This is a genomic window from Frondihabitans sp. GW821-FHT04F02, assembly GCF_059420045.1.
On sequence record NZ_JBWKSZ010000008.1, the window covers coordinates 50,684 to 67,784 of the forward strand.

The window sequence follows — 17,101 nt, forward strand, 5'->3', positions numbered from 1 at the left end:
GACGACGACGTCGTGGTGAGCTTCGACTCGAGCGACCCGGGCACCGCGAACAGCGACTGGGCGCAGGAACTCCGCCTCACCGCCGCCCCTCCCCTGACCCCGCCCGCCGACCTCCCCCTCGTCGTGCTCGCCGCGCATCCCGACGACGAGACGCTCGGCGCCGGCGGGCTCCTCCACGGTGCGGCCGCCGCGGGTCGGCCGGTGACGGTGGTGCTGGTCACCGACGGCCGCGCGTCGCACGCGTCCGACTCGATCGCCGCCGTCCGGGCGGCCGAGTTCGACGCCGCCCTGGCCGCGCTGGGAGTGGTCGGCTCGCACTCGCTCGGGTACCCCGACGGCACGGTCCGCGAGGCCCGCGACGCGGTGCTCGCCGACGTCGCTGCGATCCTGCGCCCCCTGCCCCGGGCTCAGCTCGTCGCCCCGTGGCGCGGCGACGGCCACCGCGACCACCGCGTGCTCGGCGAGATCGCAGCGGAGCTGGCCGATGCCCGGGGCGATGTGCTCTGGGAGTACCCGATCTGGCTGTGGCACTGGGGGTCGCCCACCCACCCCGATGTGCCGTGGGACCGTCTGGGGCGGCTGCCGCTCCAGCCGGCGGCGCAGGCGGTCAAACGGGACGCGCTCGACGCCTACGGATCGCAGACGACACCGCGGGGCGATGAGCCGCCGCAGCTGCACGAGCGATTCCTCGAGAACTTCGACCGCACGTTCGAGACGTTCGTGGTGTGACCGGCTCGCCCGACGCCCAGCAGGAACCCCGTACGCTCGTCCGGATGTCCCGTTCCGCCCTCGCGCCGGCCTGGCGCACGGCCACCGCCCGGCCGCGCCTTCTGCTCGCCGCCAAGACCGCGGTCGCCGTCGGGATCGCCTGGGCCGTCGGCCCGCACATGCCCGGCACCACCGACGACTATCCGTACTACGCGCCCCTCGGCGCCCTGATCAGCATGTATCCGACGCTGATGGGCTCGGCGCGCACGGGCCTGCAGACGCTCCTCGGGCTCATCGCCGGGATCGGCCTCGCCGCCGTCGCGATGCTGACGGTGGGCCCGACCTGGTGGAGCATTCCGCTCGTCGTCGGGATCGGCGTGCTCCTCTCGGGCACGGGGTGGTTCGGCGCCGGACGCGAGTACGTGCCGATGGCCGCCCTGTTCGTGCTGATCATCGGCGGGAGCCGGGCCGAGAGCTTCTCGCTCGGCTACCTCGCGCAGATGGGCGTGGGGGTCGCCATCGGCCTGGCCGTCAACTTCGTGGTCGCGCCGGCCGTGACGAGCCGGGCCGCCGAGGCGCGCGTCGGCGAGCTCGAGCGCGAGATCGCCGAGCACCTGCACGACGTCGGGCAGGCGCTGTCGGAGCCCTGGCCGCCGGAGCACAAAGCGTGGTCGCGCGGCTCGGACCGCCTGGCGGCCACCTCGGCGTCGGTGCGTCGGGCCCTGGCCGACGGGGCCGAGAGCCGCAAGGGCAACCCGCGGGCGCTCTGGCGGAAGCACGACCCGAGCGACGGGGCAGAGCGGCTCGAGGTGCTCGACACGGTGCTGTTCCACGTGCGCGACATCACCGGCGCTCTCACCGACACCATCTGGGGCCGTCACGGGGCGCTCACGTTCGACCCCGTGCTCGCCGCGCCCCTCGCCGAGGCGTGCCACGGGGTCGCCGACGCCGTCGACCGGGGCGACGCGACCGAGGCCGAGCGGGATCGGGCGGTGGGCCGAGCGGCGCGCTCGGTGCGTCAGCTGGTGACGATCGTGGACGCCCGCACGCTGGCCGACGGCTCGTCGTTGGGGCCCGGAGTGCTCTGCGCGATGCACCTTCGCAGGATCCTGCTGCACCTGCAGCCCGTCGGCCCCACCCGCTTCTAGCGGCGGCGGCTCGCCAGCGTCTCGCTCGGGTACTGGCCGTGGCGCTGGGCGTAGGCCGCAGCGAAGCGCCCGGCGTGGGCCATGCCCCATTTCTGGGCGATGCCGGCGACGGTCGCCGTGGAGGGATCCGACAGGAGGAGCTCCTCGTGGATGCTGTCGAGGCGGATCTGCCTGAGGTAGCTGTTGGGGCTCATGTCGAAGTGGCGGACGAAGGCCTGCTGCAGAGTGCGGAGGCTGACGTTGGCGATGCGGGCCAGGTCGGCCGTCGTGATCGGCAGGTGCGCGTGCTCGTGGGCGTACTCGACGGCACGGCGCACGTGGGCGTACCGCGGAAGCAGCAGCTCGGCGGGCAGCTCGGCCGCGGTCAGCGGATACAGCTCGATGAGCGACACCGCGGCGATCCGCCCCATCTCGGCCTGGAGCAGTGGGCTGGCGTGCCGGTCGAGCACGGTCGCCGAGATGAGCGAGACCGTCTGCCGCCAGCGCTGGAGCGCCTGGTCGGTGGGCCGCGCGGTGTGGTCGAAGGCGAGGTGGCCGGTGTACACGCCCCGCTCGCCGAGGATCGTCTCGACGGTGGTCCGGTTGACCTGGACGAGGCGCTGATCCCACTGCTCGAAGCCGAAGGTGAACGGGTCGGTCGGCCACAGCTGCGGGACCCCGGGCTCGGCCACGACCTCGCGACGCCCGTCGTCGAATCGACCCGTTCCGCGACTGAGCGAGGTGACGACGAAATCGTCGCCGGCGGGCATCTCGCCCTCCATGTGCCCCTCGAAGCGCAGCGCCCGGACGGTCATCGACGAATCGCCCGCCGCCGCGTACCGGAAGGAGAAGGGCGCGTCGCACTCTCCGGCGCGCCACTCGATGCCGTTGTAGGCGCTCGCAAGCATCTCGCGGGCTTCGACGATGTCGGTGCCGCTCGTGTCGACCTCGAGACGGTCCGGGTTCTCTCTCAACTGTTCACCGTGAGAACAGTCGCACGGCGGTACCTCGACGAGGCTGGCCTATCCGGAATACGTCGGAGTCAGAACCGGTCGTCGACCGTCTCGCCGTTCTGGTAGACCGACATCAGCATCGCGGCAGCGAGACGGGCGGAGCGAGCGGGCTTGGCCGTGTGGTGGATCCCGGCCTCGGCGCGAGCGCCCTGGATCAGGATCGTGAGGGCATCCGACACGTAGTCGGGCAGCCCCGCGCGAGCGCAGAGCACCGACATGTGGCGCTCGACCTCCTCGAAGTGCTGCACAGCCAGTGCGGCGATCCCCTCGTCTTCGCGGCCGACCTCGGCGTACGCGTTGACGAAGCAGCAGCCGCGCCACGTGGTGTCGGCGAAGCACTCCTCCATGTACGAGAAGACCTCGAGGATCTCGTCGCGGGGGTCGTCGACACGCGTGCCGTTCTTCTCGAGCCGAGCCACCCAGCCCTGGTGCTTGTAGGCGAGGACGGCGACGAGGATCTCGCGCTTGGTCGCGTAGCGGCGCGTGATCTCGCCGACCGACGACTCCGCCCTGTCGGCGATGGCATCGAGGGTCACCCAGTCGATGCTGTGCTCGGTGAACAGGGAGTCCGCGGCTCGGAGGATCGCGCGCTCGGCGTCGGTGTCGATGACGACGGACGTCAGGGAGAGAGAGGAGGCCATGAACCGTTTCTGATCGGGTGACACTCACGATAGGTCTGCCCGGGCACGGCTGCACCCCGGCTGTCCCGTTTCCGCACGCGGACCGAGTGCGGCTATCCGATTTGCGCACGCTCCGTGGGGATGAACGACTCAGCCGGTCTCCAGGCCGTCACGGCGATCTAGATTCATGCCATCGAGCCGCACGGCCGACCGAAGAAGGACCGGGGCACACACCCCGAGGAGGAGCAACCAGCATGGACATCACCACCGACCTCAAGCAGGGCCGCTCGGCGACCACGGCCTCATCGCGGCTCGTGCCGCGCGGACGCTCCTCCTACCGCCCCAAGGGCCGGGAGACGCTCAAGGCCATTCCGGGGCACCGCCACGCGAAGACGACGAGCACCATCGGCACAGCCGGCAGCGTCATGGCCCTCGCCGGCACGTCGGCCGCCGCGATCGCCCTCATGCTCGGCCTCGGTCAGTGAGCTTGTACGTGCGGCACGCCTCGGCGATGCCCGCCCGCATCGAGGTCTACCCGAAGCGTCGTCGCACCCTCGTGGTGGACGTCTTCGCGGCGACCCCGACCAGGCGCGACGAGCCGACGGCTCCCGACGTCTGCTACGCCGACTTCTTCGTCGACGCCGCCGGCCTGATCGCGTCCTGAGCCCTGGGGGCCGGTCGCTCTTCGGGGCCGGTCGTTTTTCCGGGTCAGTCGCTCTTCAGCTTCCGGAGCGCCGAGCCCTTGTGGGCGGCCTCCGCGGACGACTTCTCGGACTCGACGATGTAGGTCGGCTCGTCGTCCGACGCCGTGAACTTCTGCCCGTCGAACTCGAAGTCCTTGACGCGTCGTTCCTTGACGACGCCGGTCGTCCGGCCCTGCGGGGTGTTCCACGACACGCGGTCGCCCTTCTCAATGGAGTCGCTCATGGACGACACCGTAGGCCGGGCTGCCTGACGGGGGACAAAGCGTGGCGACCGGGGGCACACTCGGGCGAGTGACCATCACTTCTCAACTCACCTTCCACGAATATGGCGGCCGCTCGTGAAGAAGCCTGTCGCCGTCCTGTTCGACATCGACGAGACCCTCGTCCACACCGGCGGAGCGGGCGGTCGCAGCTGGAAGGCCGCGTTCCTCGAACTGCACGGCGTCCCCGCCGACATCGGCGAGCACACCTCGTCGGGCGAGACCGACCCCGCAGTCGGTCGCGAGACCTTCCAGGGCGTCCTCCATCGCGAGCCGACCCCGGACGAGCTCGCCCGCCTCTACGCGCGCTACCTCTGGCACCTCGCCGCCGACATCCGCACGTCGCCCGGCTACCGGGTCGAGGCCGGAGCTGACGAGCTGCTCCACCGCCTGGCGGCCGAGGGCGTCGTGCTGGGCGTCATCTCCGGCGCGATGGAGGGGGCCGCCCGCGCCAAGATGGAGCCCGGCGACCTCGGCCGCTACTTCGTGTTCGGCGGCTACGGCTCCGACTCCCCGGATCGCGACGAGGCGACCCGCGCCGCGATCCGCAAGGCGTCGCTCATCGTCGGCCACGACCTGGAGCCCGACGAGGTCTTCGTCGTCGGCGACACCCCGCGCGATATCGCGTCGGCACATGCCGCAGGCGCCCTGGGCATCGGCGTCGCCACCGGGCACTTCACGGCGCAGGAACTCGCAGCCGCCGGCGCGGACGCCGTTCTCGGCGACCTCACCGAGGCGTTCCCCGGCCTCTGACGCCGTCGCGACCGCGGCTTCGAGACAGTTCTGCCTCGAGACAGCTCGGCCTCGAAACAGCTCGGCTTCGAGACGGCGCGGCGTCCAGACTGCGCGGCGTACTGTCGCGCGGGTGACGATCGACTGTCACCACGGACCTGGCGAAGCAGCGGCTTTCCCCCGGATCCGCAGCCCCAAGGCCGACCCGCATCGACAAGGACTCACGACATGAGCGACTCAGCAGCAACCGATTCCGACCTCCCGACCGACGCGACCGATCCGAAGCCAGGAATCGAGACCGCGCCCGATCGCCGAGACAGCGACGACCCCACCGTCGACAGCCCGCGGTCCGAGGCGGTCACGCGCGACCTGCAGGACAGCGACGTCGAGGAGTCCGCAGCCGTCGACGACGACATCGACACGGACGACATCGTGGCTCTGCCCGGAACCGGCGGACCGGACGACGGCGGCGACATCGAGGTCGACGAATCGGAGCTGAACCTCTCGGGCGACTCGATCCCCGGCCACCCCAAGCCGTCGGCTGGCCGCTGACGACGACTCCCTGTACCCCGACTGATCGACGCCGGAGACCGATCGGGGTACGAGGGACATATGAAGGCACTCACCTACCAGTCGATCACGAACGTCAGCGTCGAAGACGTCCCCAACCCCGAGATCCGCGAGCCCGGTGATGCGATCATCAAGGTCACCTCAGCGGCGATCTGCGGCAGCGACCTCCACCTCTACGACGTCTTCGACCCCTACCTCGACAAGGGCGACGTGCTCGGTCACGAGACCATGGGCGTCGTCACCGAGGTCGGACCCGGCGTCGAGCGCATCAAGGTCGGCGACCGCGTCGTCGTGCCGTTCGTCATCGCGTGCGGAGACTGCTTCATGTGCGACCGCGGCCTGTTCTCGCAGTGCGAGACCACGCAGGTCACCGAGTACGACTCCGGTGCGACGCTCTACGGCTACACGAAGCTCTACGGCCAGGTGCCCGGCGGCCAGGCCGAGTACCTGGGCATCAAGCGCGCCGACGCGAACCTGATCGTCGTCGGCGACGAGCTTCCCGACGAGCGCTACCTCTTCCTCAGCGACATCCTGCCTACCGCGTGGCAGGGCGTCGAGTACGCGAACGTGCCCGATGGCGGCACCCTCGTCGTGCTCGGCCTCGGCCCGGTCGGCCAGTTCGCCTCGCGCATCGGCGTGCACAAGGGCTACCGCGTCATCGCGGTCGACCCGGTGCCCGAGCGACGCGACATGGCGAAGCGGCACGGGGTCGAGACCCTCGACCTCACGAAGGGCGTCGCCGACGAGATCAAGCGGATGACGGACGGCCGCGGGCCGGACTCCGTCGTGGACGCCGTCGGCATGGAGGCGCACGACCACGGCGGAGTCAGCCTCGTTCAGAAGTTCGCAGCCGCCCTGCCGGACGCCATCTCTCAGCCGCTCATCCAGAAGGCCGGCATCGACTCGCTGTCGGCGATGCACCTGGCCTTCGAGATCGTGCGCCGCGGCGGCACGGTGTCTCTGAGCGGCGTCTACGGGGGCACCGCCGACCCCACGCCGTTCCTGTCGCTCTTCGACAAGCAGATCGCGATCCGCATGGGCCAGTGCAACGTGCACCACTGGATCGACACGCTGATGCCTCTCGTCGAAGACGCATCCGACCCGCTCGGCACCGAGGATCTCGTGACCCACCCGGTGCCGCTCGACCGCGCCGCCGAGATGTACGAGGTGTTCAAGAAGAAGGAGGACGGTTGCATCAAGGTCGTCCTCAAGCCCTAGGGCGCAGCGCTTCAGCGCACAGCACACGCCGAAGGCCCCCGGTCGTCTGACCGGGGGCCTTCTGTCGGGAGTGCCGGAACTACGGAGTCACCATCCCGCCGTTCACGTTCAGGGTCTCTCCCGCGACGAAGCTCGACTCGCCCGATGTCAGGAAGACGTACGCGGGTGCGATCTCGGCGGGCTGCCCGGCCCGCCCCATCGGCGACTCGCTCGACCCGAACTCGGGCAGCGTCTCGGGGTCGACTCCCCCGGTCACCTGCAGCACGCTCCAGGTCGGGCCGGGCGCCACGACGTTGACTCGGATGCCGCGCTTCACGAGCTGCTGCGCCAGCCCCTTCGAGAAGTTGTTGATCGCCCCCTTGGTGGTGGCGTAGTCGAGGCGGTCGGGCGCGGGCACGTAGGCCTCGAGCGAAGCCGTGTTCACGATCGTCGACCCGGGCTGGAGGTGCGGGAGCGCCGCCTTGACGATCCGGAACGGCGCGTACACGTTCGTCTTGAAGGTGGCGTCGAACTGCTCGTCGGTGATCTCCTCGATCGTCTCCTTCCAGATCTGCTTGCCCGCCACGTTCACCACGGCATCGAGACCGCCGAGGCCGTCGACGGCGCGCTGCACGAGCTCGCTGCAGAACGCGGCGTCGGTGATGTCGCCCGGGATCGGCACGGCCACGCGGCCTGCCGCCTCGATCAGGTCGATGACGTGCTGGGCGTCCTCCTGCTCCTCCGGCAGGTACGAGAGGGCGACGTCGGCGCCTTCGCGCGCGAACGCGATGGCGACCGCGGCGCCGATGCCGGAGTCGGCTCCGGTAATGAGCGCGCGGCGTCCCGTCAGTCGGCCGGTGCCGCGGTAGGACTCCTCGCCGAGGTCGGGAACGGGCGTCATCTGCGACTGGAGGCCCGGCTCCGGCTGCTGCTGCACCTCGGGCGAGATGTTCGGGTAGCGGGTGCGGGGATCTTCGAAGCTGTACTGGTCGGGGCTGCTGTGGTCGCTGCTGCTGTGGTCGCTGCTCATCGCGGCGTGTCTCCTCTGCTCGGTTCGCGGCGCCCGAGGTCGGGAGGCGCCTCGAGGGCGACGGTATGCGCCGGGGCCTGCGATGGCGCCGAGGGGGACGCGCTCGGGGTACAGGTCCGGCGTCCGGCGCCGGGCGTCGCACCCGCCGCACCCGCCGTACCGGCAGAAACCCGCCGCCGCGGCGGCGGGTTCGTGCCGGTTGGGCGGGTTCGCGCGGGAAGGCGGTTCAGCGCCGTCCAGCCGCGGCGGCCGTCAGGCCGTGAACCCCGCGAGGAGCTCGTCGAACGCGGGATAGAGCTGCTCGGCCGGCACGTTGAGCTGCGACTTGAGCTCGCGCGTGGGCTCATCGGCGATGACCTCGAGGGCACCGTCGACGACTCCCGCGTAGGCCTGGGCCACGACGCTCTCGGGGCTGACCTTCGGGATGTCCCACCGCTGTGACATCTCGGTGTCGATCATGCCGACCAGCAGCCCGGTGACGAGGGTCCCCTGCCCGCGGAGCTCCACGCGCAGAGCGTTCGTCGCCGACCACGTGGCCGCCTTCGACGCCGCATAGCCGGTCGGCACCGGGATCCACGCCGCCGACGACAGCACGTTGAGCAGCGCGCCGCCGCCGTTCGCGGCGAGCACTGGCGCGAACACCTGCGCGACGCGGACGGTGCCGAAGAAGTTCGTGTCGAAGATGCCGCGGAGCTGCTCCTCGGTGCCCGACAAGAGGGAGTCTCCGACGGGTGCGATTGCGGCGTTGTTGACGAGCAGGTCGACGTCGGCGGCTGTGGCTGCTGCAGCGCCGACGCTCGCGGCGTCCGTCAGGTCGAGGGCGAGCGGCACGATGCGGGGGTCGCCCCACTCCTTCGGCGACCGCGCGGCGGCGTAGACGCGGGCCGCTCCGAGGTCGAGCGCCTGCTGGACGAAGTGTCGGCCGAGGCCGCCGTTGGCGCCCGTCACGAGTACGACCCGACCGTCGAGTGGCTGGTTCATCTAGACTCCTTCGATAAGTGGGGAACGTCCCCGACTCAGTATGCGGGGACTATCCCCAGTTAATCAAGTTCAGCACTCGACGACCGGAACGCCATGCCCGAGACCGACCCGCGCCCTCTCCGCGCCGACGCGCGGCGCAACCGCGACGCAATCCTCGCCGCTGCGCTCGTGACGTTCGAGTCCGACGGCGCCTATGCCTCGCTCGACGGCATCGCCCTCCGCGCCGGAGTCGGCAACGCCACCCTCTACCGCAACTTCCCCACGCGCGACGACCTGCTCGCCGCCGCGATCGGCACCAGCGTCGACACCGCCCTCGCCGAGGCCGACGATTTCACCCGGTCGATGCCGCCGCGCGACGCCCTAGCCGAGTGGATGAAGCGCATGACCTGGCAGCTCCGCGTCTGGCAGGGGCTCCCGTCGTGCGTGGCGACCGCGCGCGACGAGCCGACCTCTCCGCTCGCCGCCGTCTGGCAGCCGTTGCACGACCGCACGGCAGCGCTGGTCGCGGCGGCGCAGGCCGACGGCTCTGTGCGAGCCGAGGTCACCGCCGAGGAGGTCGTCGAGCTCGCGACGGCGCTGGCGTGGGGCGTCGACCGCTTCGGCGACGACGAGCCGACGGCCCGGCGACGGGTGGGGCTCGCCGCCGCCGGCTTCTTCGCGGGCTGAGGGTCGGAGGACGGCCCGCCCAGCGCCGGGCTCCCGCCCACCCTCGCCCCGTCGCACCCGGCGCCGGGCCGCCGCGCCCGCTGCGACCGCCGCAGCCCGCCGCACCCGCCGCACCGGCAGAAACCCGCCGCCGCGGCGGCGGGTTCGTGCCGGTTCGGCGGCTCGGGGCCGGGCCGCTCCACGTCGAGGCCGGCGGGAGCCCGGCGGCCCACCCCGCCCACTGGGGTCCCCTCCGCCTCCCGGGGCCGGGCAGAATGGACGCGTGCACGACGACGACAGGCATCCGCGATCGTTCGGCGGCTCCGCGAAGGGCCGCCACACGCTTTCGCGGCGCGTGCGCGACATGGTGGCCGCCGCCGTCAAAGACGAGGTCTACCCGCTCAACGAGAAGCTCATCGAAGAGGTGCTGGTCGAGTCGCTCGGCGCTTCGCGCAACGCCGTCCGCGAGGCACTGCAGAGCCTGGCCCGCGACGGCATCCTCGAGCGGCACACCCGGAGCGGCACCACGGTCGCGAGCAGCAAGGTGCTCCTGCGCATGAACGACATCGTCGGGGACGACCCGGAGCGCGCCGCCGACTACGGATTCCGCATCATCGACCGGGCCGAGGTGACGAACGTGCCGATGCTGCAGCGCCGCCTCCGCGTCCTGGAGCCGACGGTCATGATGGACGAGCTGCTGTTCCTGTACCGGGGCGAGCCCATCGGGGTGCGCACCACCTACTACCAGGTCGGCCGCTCGACCTTCGAGCCCATGGACGGCGGCGACATGCGGCGCGTCACGGAGGAGTACTTCGGCACCGAGCTCGGCGAGATCGAGATCGAGACCGAGATCGGGGCGACGGTCGCCGACTCCCGCACCAGCAAGCTGCTCGGCGCCGAGGAGGGCGCCGCGGTGCTGGTGCGCGAGCAGCTCGTGTTCGACCTCGACGACGTGCCGATCGAGGTCGTGTTCGATCACTTCCGCGCCGACCGGGTGTCGTTCGTCGACTGAGCCGGCGCGCGGCGCTCATCGACTGAGGCGGCGCGCCGCGCTTCGGCGCCGTCGCCGCCCGCCTCGACCCCGCGGTCGTGGCACGCGAGAGACCCCGCGTCCGTTAGGCGCGAGAGACCCCGCGTTCCGGCGTGGACGCACTGCCGCGGCAGTGCACCTGCGCCGGAACGCGGGGTCTCCTGGTTGTTACTTGTTGCGCACCAGCGGCTTGATGTAGATCGCGCCGGTGGAGACGTCCTCTTCGAGCTTCTCGAGGGTGCGGCCGCGCGTCTCGGGGACGGCCCGCCACACGAAGAGCAGCGCGAGGGCGTTGACCACCGCGAACCCGAAGAACGTGCCGGTGATGCCGAACGCCGCGATGATCGTCGGGAAGTACAGGCCCAGGAACGCGTTGGCGATCCAGAGGCAGAACACCGAGACGCCGATTCCGAAGCCGCGCATCTTGAGCGGGAAGATCTCGGACAGGGTGACCCAGACGGCGACGTTCAGGAAGGTCTGCATCGATCCGACGAACAGGATGATCAGCACGAGCAGCACCCACGGGCGAGCAGCGTTGCCGACGGGCAGGGCGACCGAGCCGATGCCGATGAGCAGGTGGCAGATCGTGGTCAGGGTGAAGCCGATGATGAACGTGAGGCGACGCGGGAAGTGGTCCATCATGCGCAGGGCGATGACGGCGCCGATGACCGCGACGATGCCGGGGCCGATGTTCACGATCAGCGCCGTCTGAGCGCCGAAGCCGGCCTCGCGGAGCACGCTCTGGCCGTAGTACATGACCGCGTTGATGCCGGTGAGCTGCTGGGCGACACCCAGGCCGATGCCGACCAGGATGATGCGGACGAACCACTTGTTGCGCAGGATCTCGCCGATCGACAGGGTCTGGCGCTTCGACTCCTCGGAGGTGACCTCGTCGATCTCCTTCAGCTCGGCGACGGCGCGCTCCTTGGTGCGAAGCGTCGACAGGACCGTGAGAGCCTCTTGGTCGCGGCCCTTGCTGACGAGCCAGCGCGGCGACTCGGGCATGCGCAGCATTCCGATGAACAGCGCGATGGCGGGCAGCGCCTCGATCGACAGCATGATGCGCCAGACGCCGTTGCCCTCGCCCCAGATGTTGCCGATGATCGCGTTGATGATGAAGGCGGCGAGCTGGCCCGAGACGATCATGAGCTCGTTGCGGCCGGCGAGCGAGCCGCGGATCTCGAACGGCGCCAGCTCGGCGAGGAAGACGGGGACGACCGTCGAGGCCGCACCGACCGCGAGGCCGAGGATCACACGGCCGACGAGCATCACGCCGAACGTCGGTGCGACCACGCAGACCATGGCGCCGATGAAGAACAGCACGCTCATGAGGATGATCGACTTGCGACGGCCCCAGGCGTCCGAGAGACGGCCACCCGTGATGGCGCCGATCGCGGCGCCGAAGAGAAGGCCCGACGTCACAGCGCCCTCGGTGAGGTTGGTGAGGCCGAGCTCCTTGACCATCGGGCTGAGTGCGCCGTTGATGACCGAGGTGTCGTAACCGAAGAGGAGGCCGCCGAAGGTGGCGATCAGGGCGACCTGGCCGAGGCGCCTCGAGTGCGGTCCGGTCGTGAGCGGGGGCAGAGCCGAGGCGGCGCTGCCCGACGCTGAGTCGGTGGGGCGGGTGGTCGAGGTCATGGGAACTCCTTTGTTCTGGTGAAAGGCGGTTCTGTGAAGGGCGGTTCTGTGAAGGTCGGTTCTGTGAGCGGAGACGGAGCAGAGGGTCAGTACGAGACGGTCTCGGTCCTTCCACTCATGAGGGCCGCCGTCGCGGCCTCGGCGATCGCCTGGGCCTTGAGCCCGTCGCGGAGCGGTGCCGGAGCCGGCAGCCCTGCTTCTAGGGCGCCGACGAATGCGCCGAGCGCGGCTGAATAGGTCGGCTCGACTCGCGCGAACCAACCGTCGTGGAGTGCATCGAGCACGATACCCGAGCCACCGTGGACCGCGACATTGCCGCTCGACTGGCGCCTCGACTCGACGAGCCCCGTCGAGCCCATCACCTCGATGCGCTCGTCGTAGCCGTAGCCGGTGCGCCGGACGCTGTCGATCTGCACGAGTGCGCCCGACGGGAGTGTCAGGGTCGCGACTGAGGTGTCGACGTCGCCGAACTCGGCTATCGCCGGATCGACGAGCGCAGATCCGGCCACGGAGACCGAGACGGGGTCTTCTCCGGTAATCCATCGGCAGAGGTCGAAGAAGTGCACGGTCTGGTCGCGCATCTGCCCTCCTGAGCTACGCAGGTACTCGATCGGCGGCAGTGAGGGTCCGCGGGAGCTCATCTGGACGAGTTCGACCGAGCCGACGCCGCCCTCGTCGACCACGCGCTTCAGAGCCGCGTGGTCACGGTCGTATCGGCGGTTGAAATCGACCATCGCAGGAACTCCGGATGCCTCCACGTGCTCCACCACCGCGACCGCCTCGGCCAGGGTCGACCCGACCGGCTTCTCGCACATCACGGCGAGTCCGGCGTCGGCCGCACTCCGCAGGTGCTGCGCGTGGGTGTCGGTCGATGAGGCGATGAACACGGCGTCGACGAGGGACGGGTCGAAGACCTCGGCGAGGTCGTCGGTGGCGCGGGCGCCGTGCTTGCCGGCGAGGGCCGCCGAGCGCTCGCCGTCGATGTCGTACACGAGCACGAAGTCGACGTCGGGATTTGCCGTGAGGCTGCGAGCGTGGACCGCGCCGATGAAGCCTGCCCCGACCAGGGCGAAGCGTTGCATCAGCCGACCATCGTCGCGATGAGGGTGCGCATCGCCGATGCGATGGCCTGGGGATCCTGCTCGTCGGCGCGCGTCGAGAACATCTCCGACACCCACCAGCCGTCGTAGCCGGTCGACTTGACCGCATCGACCCACTGCTGCAGCGGGATCGCGCCGCCGCCGATGACGACGTCGCGGTGGTGGCTCTGGTCGGGGACGTCGTTCTCGCGATCGAGGTCGAGGCCGTCTGACAGGTGGACCGCCTTGATGAGCTCTTTCGGCAGCGCGCGCACCTCGTCGAGAGTGTCGCCGGTGGTCCAGAAGTGCCAGGTGTCCAGGGCGATGCCGACGTTGTCGCGGCCGGCCTCGTCGATGAGCTGCAGAGCGTGTCGGCACCGGTTGAGGTGCGCCCAGGCGAGCGGCTCGAGGTAGAGCTCGAGGCCGAGGTCCGCGGCGATATCGGCGGCGTCGCGCACGTTGGAGCCCGCCAGGCGGATGGCGTCGACCTCGCCGAGACCGAGAGTGGCCCGGTAGCGGCCGTCTTCGGCAGCGAGATGCCCCGCCCGGAAGTCCTTCACGACGTTCCAGTCGACGGGCCCGGTGCACAGCTGGACGATGGGGGCACCCACGACGACGGCGATCTCGCACATGCGACGGACCTCGGCGAGGTACTCGTCGCGGGCCGAGCCCTGGCGCTCGATGTCGAGCACAGCGCCGAGGCCGGTCACCTCGATGCCCTCCAGCATCTCCGGCAGGGTCTCGACCGCGTAGCCGGCATCGAGATACCGGTAGAGCTTCGGACTCTGCAGCTCGATCCCCGCGTACCCGGCGGCCTTCGCGTGCTGGATGTCGGTCGCGACGTTTCCGTGGAAGGTCGTCGTCACGTTCATCGAGATCTTGGGGGGCATGCTGTCCACTTCGTCGTGAGGCTCAGTCCGATTATGCCAGGCTGTTGTCATTTTGTCCTGACATGTCTGGACCGGTCCAGAATACAGCCCGGTCGACAGATCGCAACCCCTACGCTGGACGAATGACCGTCGACAGATCCTCACCGGGGTCTCGGCGAGCGCCGACGATCCGCGATGTGGCCCAGCGGGCGGGCGTCTCGAAGTCGCTCGTCTCGATGGTCCTCCGTTCCGAACCTGGTGTCAGCCCCGAACGCAGGACGGCTGTCCTGCAGGCCGTTTCACAGCTCGGCTACGAGCCGAACCGCCTCGCTCGCGCGCTGGCAGGAAACGGCACCGGGGCGGTCGGGATCCTGATCAACGACCTGCGCAACCCCTGGTACGTCGAGCTCCTCGACGGGATCAGCACAGCCTTCGAGCCTGCCGGTGTCGCACCCCTCATCGTCGACTCGGCGACCAACCAGCGGGTCGGTCGCTCGTCGATCCAGATTCTCATGCGACAGCGCGTCGACGCGATCATCGCCCTCGGTACCTCGGGCGAGGAGGCCGGCCTGACGACGCTCTCCGCGCGCACTCCGGTCGTCCTCGCGGGCACGTACGACCCTGCGAGCATCGACGCGGACGTCGTCGTGGGCGACGATGTCGCAGGGGCCCGGCTCGCGACGGAGCATCTGATCGCTCTCGGCCACCGCCGCATCGCCTACCTGCGCGGCCCGGAGCTGGTCGGCGAACTGCGCGAGCAGGGGTACCGCGAGGCGATCACGGACGCCGGTCTCGTCGACATGATCGTCGCCGACGAGGCAGGCGCGATGGAGGAGTCCGGCTATGCGAGCGCCAGACGAGTGCTCGAGGCCATCGTCCGGCCGACCGGTATCGTCGCGTACAACGACCTCACGGCGATCGGCGCTCTCTCGGCCGCGCAGGACCTCGGACTCTCATGCCCGGATGACGTGTCGGTGGTGGGCTATGACGACACGTACATCGCCGGCATCGGGCGGCTGTCTCTGTCGTCGGTCCGGAACGGCACATTCGACATCGGCGCCATGGCGGCAACATTCGCTCTGGAGCGGATCGGCGGGTTCGACGGAACAGGGCGGCTGCACCGGGTCCCGTCGTCAGTGGTTGCGAGGCGGACGAGCGGCCCAGCTCCTCTCTAGCCGCGGGGCGTCAGCTGGCGCGCGCAGCGGCCTCCTCGCGGGCCTTCGCCTCCGAGTCGTAGCGCTCCCAGGCCTCGACGGCGAACGGGTCGGGACGAATGCCTGCGTGGACCGCCCGGGCGATCTCGTTCGCGTAGGAATCCCTCATGGCCTCGGCTGCTTTCAACGGCACGACTACCCCCGGTGTTCGGTGTTCTCGACTCGGAGCCGGTCCCGCACGGCCCGCAACGTGTCTCTCAGGATCGTCCTCCACCAGGCCTGGCCGCGACCCCCAAGCCGGGTCGCACCCGCGGGTGAGCGCGCTCCCACCCGTCGTACCCGCGAGAGGTGGGTGTCGAACCCGCCGGATCGGCGCCAACGCGCCGCACCTTCGGAGGGGCTGAGCCGATCCGGCGGGGGCCCAGACCACAACGGAGGGGCTGAACCGATCCGGCGGGGGCCCTCAGCACGAGACCCCCGACGGAGGCGGATCCCCCGCCCGGGCGACTCCAGCCCCGACCCGGCCCGGCAGGCTGGAGGCATGACGTCGCGCCGCCGCTCCCGCCCCCTGCTCGTCGCCGCCGGAGCAGCCCTCGCGCTAGTGCTCGATGCCGTGGTTCACGCGGCCAGCCGCAACCGCACCAGCCGGTCGTCGTCGTCTCGCGGCGAGCCCCGGCCGTCGGTGTTGTTCGTCAGCACCCAGAGGTCGCCGTCGGGCGACTTCAGCACCGTGCGCAGCCGGCCGAGCTCCCCCGACAGGTAGTCGTGCGAGGTCGCCGGGTCGGAGACCGGGATGCCCCGCAGCACCTCGCCGCGCAGGTTGGCGACGAAGACGGTCTCGCCGACGACCGCCAGGCCGCTCGGGCTCGCGTCGTCGGTCGCCCACTGCTGCACGGGGTCGACGAAGCCCTGCGCCTCGCCGCCGGCGCCCTCCACCTCGGGCCAGCCGTAGTTCGATCCCGCTTCGATGACGTTCAGCTCGTCCCAGGTGTTCTCGCCGAACTCCGCCGCGAACATCGTGCCGTCGGCCGCCCAGCCGAGACCCTGCACGTTGCGGTGTCCGAGGCTGTACACGAGCGACCCCGCGAACGGGTTGTCGCCCGGAACCTCGCCCTCGCCGGTCATGCGCAGGATCTTGCCGGCGAGCTTCGACCTGTCCTGCGCATCGGCGCTGGCGCCCGCGTCTCCGACACTCGCGTAGAGCATCCCGTCGGGCCCGAACGCGATGCGGCCGCCGTCGTGGAACGAGTTCGACGGCAGCCCGTCGAGGATCGTGGTCGCGGAGCCCAGCGCGTAGCTGCCGGCCGACCCGCTCACGGCGAAGCGCTGGATCCGGTTGCCGTCGTCGGCGGTCGAGTAGACGTACAGGCGCTCGCCGTCGTCGACGGCCAGGCCCAGCAGGCCGGCCTCGCCGCCCGAGGCCACGCCCGGCACGGTGCCGATCGAGCGGGTGGTCCCGTCGTCGGCGAGCTCGAGGATCCGCCCGGAGTCGCGCTCGCTGATGAGCGGCGTGTCGCCGAGCAGGACGACCGACCACGGCGCGTCGAGGTCGGTCGCGACATCGGCGGGCGCGCCGACCGGGGCGACCTCGCCCGTGGCCAGGTCGGTCGGGGCGGTGGACGCCGTGCGCTCGGACGTCGTGTCGTCGGACGTCGTGTCGTCAGCCGCGCAGCCGGCGACGGCGACGACTCCTGCGACGAGGGCGGCGGACAGAGCGGCTCGGGCTCGGGTTCTCATGCGGCCA

The 17,101-nt window shown here is 70.6% G+C and carries 20 protein-coding genes; 10 read left to right on the forward strand and 10 right to left on the reverse strand.

All coding sequences use genetic code 11. The annotated features are described in order from the left end of the window. Positions 1-12: 12 nt before the first annotated feature. Positions 13-729, forward strand: coding sequence for a PIG-L deacetylase family protein (locus AC07TY_RS17535; RefSeq protein ID WP_494786156.1), 717 nt, complete (start codon positions 13-15; stop codon positions 727-729). A 44-nt stretch (positions 730-773) separates the two neighbouring features. Then, positions 774-1,856: an FUSC family protein gene (locus tag AC07TY_RS17540; RefSeq protein WP_494786157.1), complete on the forward strand. Its 1,083-nt coding sequence runs from the start codon at positions 774-776 to the stop codon at positions 1,854-1,856. On the opposite strand, the gene AC07TY_RS17545 is transcribed toward AC07TY_RS17540, so the two are convergent. Further along, positions 1,853-2,809, reverse strand: a complete 957-nt coding sequence (locus AC07TY_RS17545; RefSeq protein WP_494786158.1) for an AraC family transcriptional regulator — start codon at positions 2,807-2,809, stop codon at positions 1,853-1,855. The two genes, AC07TY_RS17540 and AC07TY_RS17545, sit on opposite strands and share 4 nt — an antisense overlap. Before the next feature lie 68 nt (positions 2,810-2,877). After that, positions 2,878-3,489 (reverse strand): TetR/AcrR family transcriptional regulator, encoded by a 612-nt coding sequence (locus AC07TY_RS17550; RefSeq protein WP_123507175.1) that lies wholly within the window; start codon positions 3,487-3,489, stop codon positions 2,878-2,880. Positions 3,490-3,722: 233 nt separating this feature from the next. On the opposite strand from AC07TY_RS17550, the gene AC07TY_RS17555 reads away from it, so the two are divergent. Both AC07TY_RS17555 and AC07TY_RS17560 read left to right on the forward strand, forming a co-directional pair. Then, entirely contained in the window at positions 3,723-3,953 is a 231-nt protein-coding gene (locus AC07TY_RS17555) for a hypothetical protein (protein ID WP_123507176.1), read from the forward strand. 26 nt (positions 3,954-3,979) lie between these two features. Then, positions 3,980-4,132, forward strand: coding sequence for a hypothetical protein (locus AC07TY_RS17560; protein WP_494786159.1), 153 nt, complete (start codon positions 3,980-3,982; stop codon positions 4,130-4,132). Positions 4,133-4,176: 44 nt separating this feature from the next. Here AC07TY_RS17560 and AC07TY_RS17565 read toward each other — a convergent pair whose 3' ends face one another. Beyond that, positions 4,177-4,395, reverse strand: coding sequence for a hypervirulence associated TUDOR domain-containing protein (locus tag AC07TY_RS17565; RefSeq protein WP_123507178.1), 219 nt, complete (start codon positions 4,393-4,395; stop codon positions 4,177-4,179). Positions 4,396-4,510: 115 nt separating this feature from the next. On the opposite strand from AC07TY_RS17565, the gene AC07TY_RS17570 reads away from it, so the two are divergent. The 3 genes from AC07TY_RS17570 (at position 4,511) to AC07TY_RS17580 (ending at position 6,952) form a co-directional block, all read left to right on the forward strand. Further along, a complete protein-coding gene (locus AC07TY_RS17570; RefSeq protein WP_494786160.1) occupies positions 4,511-5,185 on the forward strand; it encodes an HAD family hydrolase in 675 nt (224 codons plus the stop codon). A gap of 207 nt (positions 5,186-5,392) precedes the next feature. Then, on the forward strand, positions 5,393-5,716 hold the full coding sequence (locus AC07TY_RS17575; RefSeq protein ID WP_123507180.1) for a hypothetical protein: 324 nt from the start codon (positions 5,393-5,395) through the stop codon (positions 5,714-5,716). 60 nt (positions 5,717-5,776) lie between these two features. Then, on the forward strand, positions 5,777-6,952 hold the full coding sequence (locus AC07TY_RS17580; RefSeq protein WP_488624274.1) for an alcohol dehydrogenase catalytic domain-containing protein: 1,176 nt from the start codon (positions 5,777-5,779) through the stop codon (positions 6,950-6,952). A 79-nt stretch (positions 6,953-7,031) separates the two neighbouring features. On the opposite strand, the gene AC07TY_RS17585 is transcribed toward AC07TY_RS17580, so the two are convergent. Together AC07TY_RS17585 and AC07TY_RS17590 are read right to left on the reverse strand one after the other, a co-directional pair. After that, a complete protein-coding gene (locus AC07TY_RS17585; RefSeq protein ID WP_494786161.1) occupies positions 7,032-7,961 on the reverse strand; it encodes an SDR family oxidoreductase in 930 nt (309 codons plus the stop codon). A 252-nt stretch (positions 7,962-8,213) separates the two neighbouring features. Further along, positions 8,214-8,942: an SDR family oxidoreductase gene (locus tag AC07TY_RS17590; RefSeq protein WP_494786162.1), complete on the reverse strand. Its 729-nt coding sequence runs from the start codon at positions 8,940-8,942 to the stop codon at positions 8,214-8,216. 93 nt (positions 8,943-9,035) lie between these two features. Here AC07TY_RS17590 and AC07TY_RS17595 point away from each other — a divergent pair, with 93 nt between their 5' ends. Beyond that, the gene (locus AC07TY_RS17595) at positions 9,036-9,608 is read left to right on the forward strand and encodes a TetR/AcrR family transcriptional regulator (protein ID WP_494786163.1); all 573 of its coding nucleotides are present in this window, start codon (positions 9,036-9,038) and stop codon (positions 9,606-9,608) included. Positions 9,609-9,870: 262 nt separating this feature from the next. Next, positions 9,871-10,599, forward strand: coding sequence for a GntR family transcriptional regulator (locus AC07TY_RS17600; RefSeq protein ID WP_494786164.1), 729 nt, complete (start codon positions 9,871-9,873; stop codon positions 10,597-10,599). A gap of 186 nt (positions 10,600-10,785) precedes the next feature. On the opposite strand, the gene AC07TY_RS17605 is transcribed toward AC07TY_RS17600, so the two are convergent. The 3 genes from AC07TY_RS17605 to AC07TY_RS17615 form a co-directional block, all read right to left on the reverse strand. Further along, complete coding sequence (locus AC07TY_RS17605) at positions 10,786-12,255, reverse strand: sugar porter family MFS transporter (protein WP_494786165.1); 1,470 nt, start codon at positions 12,253-12,255, stop codon at positions 10,786-10,788. An 86-nt stretch (positions 12,256-12,341) separates the two neighbouring features. Further along, positions 12,342-13,337 (reverse strand): Gfo/Idh/MocA family oxidoreductase, encoded by a 996-nt coding sequence (locus tag AC07TY_RS17610; RefSeq protein WP_494786166.1) that lies wholly within the window; start codon positions 13,335-13,337, stop codon positions 12,342-12,344. Continuing rightward, positions 13,337-14,224, reverse strand: a complete 888-nt coding sequence (locus tag AC07TY_RS17615; protein ID WP_494786167.1) for a sugar phosphate isomerase/epimerase family protein — start codon at positions 14,222-14,224, stop codon at positions 13,337-13,339. The genes AC07TY_RS17610 and AC07TY_RS17615 overlap by 1 nt, the downstream gene beginning before the upstream one ends. A gap of 122 nt (positions 14,225-14,346) precedes the next feature. On the opposite strand from AC07TY_RS17615, the gene AC07TY_RS17620 reads away from it, so the two are divergent. Beyond that, positions 14,347-15,378: a LacI family DNA-binding transcriptional regulator gene (locus AC07TY_RS17620; RefSeq protein WP_123507186.1), complete on the forward strand. Its 1,032-nt coding sequence runs from the start codon at positions 14,347-14,349 to the stop codon at positions 15,376-15,378. A 10-nt stretch (positions 15,379-15,388) separates the two neighbouring features. On the opposite strand, the gene AC07TY_RS17625 is transcribed toward AC07TY_RS17620, so the two are convergent. Together AC07TY_RS17625 and AC07TY_RS17630 are read right to left on the reverse strand one after the other, a co-directional pair. After that, positions 15,389-15,526, reverse strand: coding sequence for a hypothetical protein (locus AC07TY_RS17625; RefSeq protein WP_488624281.1), 138 nt, complete (start codon positions 15,524-15,526; stop codon positions 15,389-15,391). 449 nt (positions 15,527-15,975) lie between these two features. Continuing rightward, positions 15,976-17,094, reverse strand: coding sequence for a PQQ-dependent sugar dehydrogenase (locus AC07TY_RS17630; protein WP_494786168.1), 1,119 nt, complete (start codon positions 17,092-17,094; stop codon positions 15,976-15,978). Positions 17,095-17,101 lie beyond the last annotated feature (7 nt).